At 70.9% G+C, this 6,224-nt stretch carries 6 protein-coding genes, 1 tRNA gene and 2 pseudogenes; 2 read left to right on the forward strand and 7 right to left on the reverse strand.

Annotation, left to right across the window (positions count from 1 at the left end; translation table 11 throughout):
- Window positions 1–1,386: MFS transporter (locus tag JNW89_RS24490; RefSeq protein WP_238450665.1), on the reverse strand; the 1,386-nt coding region annotated here is incomplete at its 3' end.
- Window positions 1,387–1,603: 217 nt separating this feature from the next.
- On the opposite strand from JNW89_RS24490, the gene JNW89_RS24495 reads away from it, so the two are divergent.
- Window positions 1,604–2,185 (forward strand): TetR/AcrR family transcriptional regulator, encoded by a 582-nt coding sequence (locus JNW89_RS24495; protein ID WP_238448771.1) that lies wholly within the window; start codon window positions 1,604–1,606, stop codon window positions 2,183–2,185.
- An 85-nt stretch (window positions 2,186–2,270) separates the two neighbouring features.
- On the opposite strand, the gene JNW89_RS24500 is transcribed toward JNW89_RS24495, so the two are convergent.
- Window positions 2,271–3,293, reverse strand: coding sequence for a DUF4331 family protein (locus JNW89_RS24500; RefSeq protein ID WP_238448772.1), 1,023 nt, complete (start codon window positions 3,291–3,293; stop codon window positions 2,271–2,273).
- Between the two features lie 266 nt (window positions 3,294–3,559).
- Between JNW89_RS24500 and JNW89_RS24505 the strand changes: the two are divergent.
- Window positions 3,560–4,066, forward strand: a pseudogene (locus tag JNW89_RS24505) (HAD domain-containing protein); the annotation flags it as partial.
- 18 nt (window positions 4,067–4,084) lie between these two features.
- Here JNW89_RS24505 and JNW89_RS24510 read toward each other — a convergent pair.
- The 5 genes and pseudogenes from JNW89_RS24510 to JNW89_RS24525 all read right to left on the reverse strand — a co-directional run.
- Window positions 4,085–4,264 (reverse strand): annotated as a pseudogene (locus JNW89_RS24510) (kinase); the annotation flags it as partial.
- A gap of 35 nt (window positions 4,265–4,299) precedes the next feature.
- Window positions 4,300–4,962 carry a pentapeptide repeat-containing protein gene (locus tag JNW89_RS24515; RefSeq protein ID WP_238448773.1) on the reverse strand — a complete coding sequence of 221 codons (663 nt, stop codon included), beginning with the start codon at window positions 4,960–4,962 and terminating at the stop codon, window positions 4,300–4,302.
- A gap of 73 nt (window positions 4,963–5,035) precedes the next feature.
- Window positions 5,036–5,185, reverse strand: a complete 150-nt coding sequence (gene amcA, locus JNW89_RS37355) for a multiple cyclophane-containing RiPP AmcA (protein WP_375155074.1) — start codon at window positions 5,183–5,185, stop codon at window positions 5,036–5,038.
- 266 nt (window positions 5,186–5,451) lie between these two features.
- Window positions 5,452–5,524 (reverse strand) — tRNA-Lys (locus tag JNW89_RS24520).
- Window positions 5,525–5,581: 57 nt separating this feature from the next.
- On the reverse strand, window positions 5,582–6,224 hold a 643-nt coding region (locus JNW89_RS24525), incomplete at its 5' end, for a zinc-binding dehydrogenase (protein WP_238450666.1).

The following is a 6,224-nucleotide window of genomic DNA, read 5'->3' on the forward strand; positions in this document are numbered from 1 at the left end:
CGACGGGCGCCGCCCGGACGGGACGGCCAGCGCCGCCACCGCGGCCGCCAGGGCCAGCCCGGTGAGGACCAGGAAGCCCAGGGTGAAGCCGGCCTCCCGGGGCAGCCCGTTCGCCTGCGGGTGGGCGGTGATCACACCGCTGACCACGGCCGCGCCGACGGCGCCGCCGATGGTGCGGATGTTGGCGTTCATGCCGGTCGCCACCCCGGTCTGCCCGGCCGGGACGTTGCCCACGATGAGGTTGGCCATCGAGGCGAAGGCCAGCCCGATGCCGAGACCGACGAGGGCGCCGGCCACCCCGATCTCCCAGCGGGTGTCGTGCGCGACCGTCAGCATCGCGGAGGCGAGCACGTTGAAGGCCGCGCCGGTGGCGAGCTGCGCCTTGGCGCTGAAGCGCGACTCCAGCCGGCCGGCGAGGAGGCCGGCGACGAACATGCCGACGAGCATGGGCAGCATCAGCAGGCCGGCCTGGGTGACGGTCGCGCCGAAGCCGTAACCGGCCACCGTCGGGGTCTGCACGAACTGCGGCAGGAACGCGTAGACGGAGAACATCGACGCGCCGTAGAGCAGGGCGACCAGGTTGGTCGTCCAGACTCCGGGCAGCCGCATCATCCGCATGTCGATCAACGGGTTGCTGGAGCGGATCTCGGCGACCAGCCAACCGGAGAGCAGCACTGCGGCGAGCGCCAGCAGGCCCACCACCCGAGCCGAGGTCCAGCCCCAGGCGGCGCCCTTGCTGATCGGCAGCAACAGGGCGACCAGCCAGCCGGACAGCAGCAGGGTGGCCCGCCAGTCGATCCGGCCAGGGGTACGCACCGGCGACTCCGGCACGACGAAGTACGCGGCGACGGCGGTCAGGCCGACGACGACCATCGGGATCCAGAACAGCCACCGGTAGTCGAGAGCGCCGACGATCGGCCCGGCGAGCACGACCCCCAGGCCGCCGCCGGCCGCGACGATCGCCGAGATGGCGGCCACCGCGGAGGAAACGCGCGCGGCGGGGAACTCGTCGCGGATGATCCCGAACGACAGCGGGAAGACGGCGCCGCCGACGCCCTGGACGATCCGGGCGACGATGAGCACGCCGATGCTCGGCGCGACGGCGGCCAGCAGGCAGCCGAGGGCGAGCGCGCCGAGGGAGACCACGAGCATCCGTTCCTTGCCCACCATGTCGCCGACCCGGCCGAGGATCGGCGTGAAGATGGACGCGGAGAGCAGGTAGGCCGTCAGCACCCAGGTGACGGTGTTCTGGGACGTGTGCAGGTCGTGCTGGATGGTCGGCAGCACCGGGGTGATCAGCGACTGGAGCATCGCGAAGAACCCGGTGCCGGCCGCCAGGACGAGGAAGGTGAGCCGGCGGGAGCCGCGACGGACGGTCTCTGTCATGCGGGGAAACTCCAATTCCGCGTACGGAGGGGACGACGGGCAGGTGGGCTCGTCAGGCTTCGGGGCGGTGCCGGTCGCCTGTTCGGCGGGATCGGCACCCGGTCCCCGGGGAGGTAAGCTAAGCGGAGGCATGGCTCCGGACAGTTCCGGAGGGGTGCCTCCACTAAGCTAGCGGAGGGGTGCCTCCGGTTGCAACCGAGGTGAGGTGACGCACGTCATGGCCAGCGCGGGACAGACGTCCGACGTCTTCGCACGGCGACCCAAGCGCGCCGACGCCCGGCGCAACTACGAGTCGCTGATCGCGGCCGCCCGCGAGGCCTTCGCGGAGAACGGAGCGTCCGCCTCGCTCGAAGAGGTGGCCCGGCGCGCCGGGGTGGGCATCGGCACCCTCTACCGGAACTTCCCGACCCGGCAGGCCCTGTTCGAAGCCGTCTACGTCGAGGAGGTCCGGGCGCTGAGTCGCTCCGCGGCCGACCTGGCCGACCTGCCCCCGTGGGACGCGCTGGTCGCCTGGCTGCACCGGTTCGTCGGCTACGTCGCCACCAAGCGGGCCCTGGCCGAGGAGCTGCTGCACGACTCCGAGGTCTTCCGGAGTTGCCGGACGGAGATCTACACCGCGGGCGAGCCGCTGATGCGCCGCGCCCAGGCCTCCGGGGCGGTCCGCGCCGACATCAGCTTCGACGACGTGGTCCGGTTGCTCAGCGGCCTCACCATGGCCCAGTTCCCCGAGCCGGAGCAGCGCGAACGGGTGCTGGGCGTCGCCCTCGACGGACTACGCCCGCCGGCCACGCCGCGCTGACCCCCAGCTCCCACCCGGCCGGTCCATGCGGTCGCGTGGCGTCGCCCAGCGGCATCGCCGCCGTCGTGCGGAGCGACCACCCGCGTCAGGCGGGCACCACGTAGGGGAACGTGCCGGAGCGGGCCTCCCGGGTCACGTCCGCGGTCAGACCCGAGGTCATCCCCGTGTTCAGCACCAGGGAGAACATCACCTCCGGGGCGTTGTCCGACATCGTGCGCCCGTTCCGCACGGCGAAGCCGTAGTTCGCCGGCGTCCCGACCCGGTACGACAGCAGATCTGGGTAGACCTGCCGGGCCACGCTCCAGCCGTACGCGTTCGGATCGACAGCGGTGCCGTTCGCGGCGACCACCCGCGCGACGGTCGAGGCGATGTTCTCGCCGTCCGCCTTCAGGTCGTCGCAGGGGTGCCGGACGTTGGCGGGGTCGGAGAAGTCGGTGTCGGTCGGCCAGAAGATCGGCCACATCATGGGGTGGCCGGCCCGGTTGATCGGCCGCCATCCGCCGGCGTCCGTCGCCAGCTTCGTGGTGCACCAGACGCCGATCTGCGCCCCGTCGCGCAGCATCGGCTCGTCGTGCGACACCTCGAGGACGATCGACTCGACGGTGGTGCCGGCGAAGCTGTTCTTCGCGTTCTCCGGTCGCCACTTCGAGCGGTCCAGCTTGGCGCCGTTCTTGAAGGCGTCGTTGACGGTCGCGAGCTGATCCAGGTCGATGTAGAAGGAATCGGCGATCCGGCCGGCCCAGAGCCGCAGGACGTCGCTGCTCACCACCTCGCCGGTCCGCCCCTGGACGAGGAGTTCGCCGTTCGCCGCGTCGCTACGCGCTTCGGTGCCGGTCAGCGCGTGCAGCGTCACCGCCTGCCGCCCGTCGGCGTCCGGTTCACCGAAGGCGACCCGGTAGGTGAGGTCCTCCAGGTCGGCCCCATCGTGGTGGATCCTGAACTCGTACCGCGCCTCGTGGTGGAAGCCACGCTTGATGTCGGCCCGGGTCACCGAGCTGTTGACGTCCATGACGAAGACCGTGCCGCGCTCGCCGTCGAAGACGTACAGGTCGTTCAGGAAGAGCTGACCGGACTGCGCGGCGAGCGGGGTGTCGAGATGGTGCGACATCGGCTGACTCCTCAAGGATCCGGCTCGGCACCCTGAGACTAGGTGGGATTTGCTCCGCTTCTAGGACGTATGAGCCGTTTTGCATGCCTTGCTGGGCACGTCATTGCGCAGCAGAAGAGCGACAGGCCAACACGACGCCCGCCGTCGGCGCGCTGCGGCCGGAACCCGCCACCAACCGCAACCGATGCAGCGTCCGCAGCCGGCGTTGGCAGAGCCCAGACCACGCAGCGCCCGCACGTCCCCGGTCACCGGTCACCGGTCACCGGATGAGGGCTAACCTTTGGACCGTGTCCGCCTCGCGTCCGCTGCTGTTCCTTGACGTGGACGGCACCCTCATCCCGTTCGGAACGCCACCGGCGGCACCGCCGGGCATGCCGGCCAATCCAACCCGTGTACAGGTTCGGCCGGATGACGCCCATCCGCTGCTGCACAGGGTCGAGCCGGAACACGGCCACCTGCTGTCCGCCCTGCCGTGTGACCTGGTGTGGGCGTCCACCTGGATGAGCGACGCGAACGACGTACTGGCTCCGCTGCTCGGACTGCCGGCCCTGCCGGTGTTGGACTGGGCCGACTCGGACGAGGACGGCGCCCTGCACTGGAAGACTCGCGGCCTGGTCGAGTGGGCGCAGGGGCGTCCCTTCGTGTGGGTCGACGACGAGATCTCCCCTGCCGATCGCGTCTGGGTGTCCGCCCATCACCACGGTCCGGCGCTGCTCCATCGGGTCGACCCACGGCGCGGCCTGACCGAACGCGACTTCACAGTCATCCGGACTGGCTCGTCGACCAGGCGTGACGCCAGGAGCCTCACCGCCGGGCTTGTCCCGCTCGCGCAGCTCAATGCGGCGCAGGTAGTCCTGCTCGACCAGCGCACAGCCCCGGCCATGCCGACGCCGCAGTTCCCGCTCGGCGCTGCTCTTGCCCGAGCCGGAGTTGCCTCGGACGCAGACGATGATCGTGTCCGGGCTGTCGATCGGGACGGCGTCAGCGGCCACGGTGCTCCCGGAGGTCAGTCGTTGCGCACGGTCAGGCCCAGAGCGGCGACGGCCAGCTGGGTGAGGTCGGAAAGCTGGCCCGCGGCAAGGGTGACGCCGGACAGGTTGTCGAGTGGCGTCTTGAGCCCTCGGAGGCTGCTGGACCGCAGGTCAGCGCCATTGAGATTGCAGGAGTCCAGCTCCAGACCGGCGAGGTCGCAGGACCGCAGCGCGATGCCCGGAAGACGACAGGTGGACCAGGTGCCGTGGGTGAGGGTGCAGTCGGTGAAGGCGACCGAGCCGGCAGCGGTGACGCGCTGGAAGGTGGCGTAGTCGAAGCGGCAGCCGTCGAACAGGACGTCCTTGAGGCGCACGTCGGTGAGCCTGGTGCCGGTGAACCGTGAGCCAGTGATCGCGCACCGCTCGATCGTCACACCGACCAGAGCCGCTCCAGAGAAGTCGGTGCGGGTGATTTCGCAGCCGTAGAGGCTGCCGGCTTCCCAGGTGCTCTCGCTGAGGTCGCCACCGGTGATCCGGCTGCCCCGGATGCGGCAGTCCTCCAGCTGCACACCGCGCCACGATGCGCCCTCGACGAAAGCCTCGGTGAGGCCATCGGCCAGTTCGGGCACCCGGTCGAGGTCGTCCGGGTCGAGGTCCGGCAGCAGGATCTTCACATCGCCGACTGTCGTGGTGCGCATGCCTCCTCAACCCGTACAGGGGTGGGGCGGGCACGCCACCCCACGCGTCCGATCCATTCCGCGTATCGGCGGGTTACTTCTTCTTGTTCCAGTTGTCCCAGCCGGGCCGGCTGTCGAACTTCCCTCGGTTGTCCCAGGTGGGCCGGTTGTCGAACTTCGCCGCATCGATCGACGCTACCGACCGGTCCGGACCGACTGGGTAGCCGGTCAGCAGTCCACCCAGCCCCGACGTCCGCCGTCAGTTGATCTCCAGGAACAGACCCTCGCTGCGGCACTGATCGCCAAAGGCGCCTGACACGCGCCTCACCGGTCCGGGGCCAGAGCCCCTGGCCGCCGCTCGTCAGACCCGAGCGCCTATCCACGGCCACAACACAACGTCCACCGACAGCCCGAACAGTCCCACCGCTCCCGACCACCCAGCCATCTCCATGGACACCAAAAGGCTCTGGCCTGGTGGAGAACCACCAGGCCAGAGCCCGTGTTACCCAGTGCGCCGCCAGGGACTCGAACCCCGAACCCGCGGATTAAGAGTCCGCTGCTCTGCCAGTTGAGCTAGCGGCGCTCGCTGACAACGGGGAGAAACATTAACACCCCCGATCGAGCCCGCCACGAGCACCCGCTACGGGCGGATCACCACCCGCCGTCCCCGGAGCTCGCCCCGCTCCAGCAGGCCGTGCGCCTCGCCGACCGCCGACAACGGCAGCGGCAGGACCTCGCGCGGGGCCACCCGCCCGGCGGCCAGCGTCCGGTTCACCAGGGCCGCGGCCTCGGCCAGCTCGGCGGTGGTGGCGTGGGAGATCACGAAGCCGATGACGGCCCGGTCGTTGCGGTAGAGCGCGCCGACCGGCAGCACCGGCCGGGTGTCGCCGCCGGCGAGCACCACGACCCGCCCGCGCACCGCGAGCAGGTCGATCGTCCACGCCAACTCGTTCCGCCCCGCGGTGTCGAGATACAGGTCGACCCCCTCCGGGCAGGCCGACCTCAGCCGCTCGGCCAGGTCGGGGGCGCGGTAGTCGAGCACGTCGGCGGCGCCGTTCCGCCGACAGAAGTCGGCATCGCCCGGCGACGCGGTGGCCACGACGCGGGCACCGGCGGTGGCGGCGAGCGCGACGAGCGCGGCGCCGACGTTGCCGGCGCCGCCCGCCACCACGACGGTCTCGCCGGGCCGGAGCCGGCCGTGGACGAACAACGCCAGGTACGCCGTGGCCACCGGGTGCAGCATGGTCACGGCGATCGCCGGGTCGACCCCGCCGGCAACCGGT

This window comes from Micromonospora sp. 4G55 (assembly GCF_016803375.1).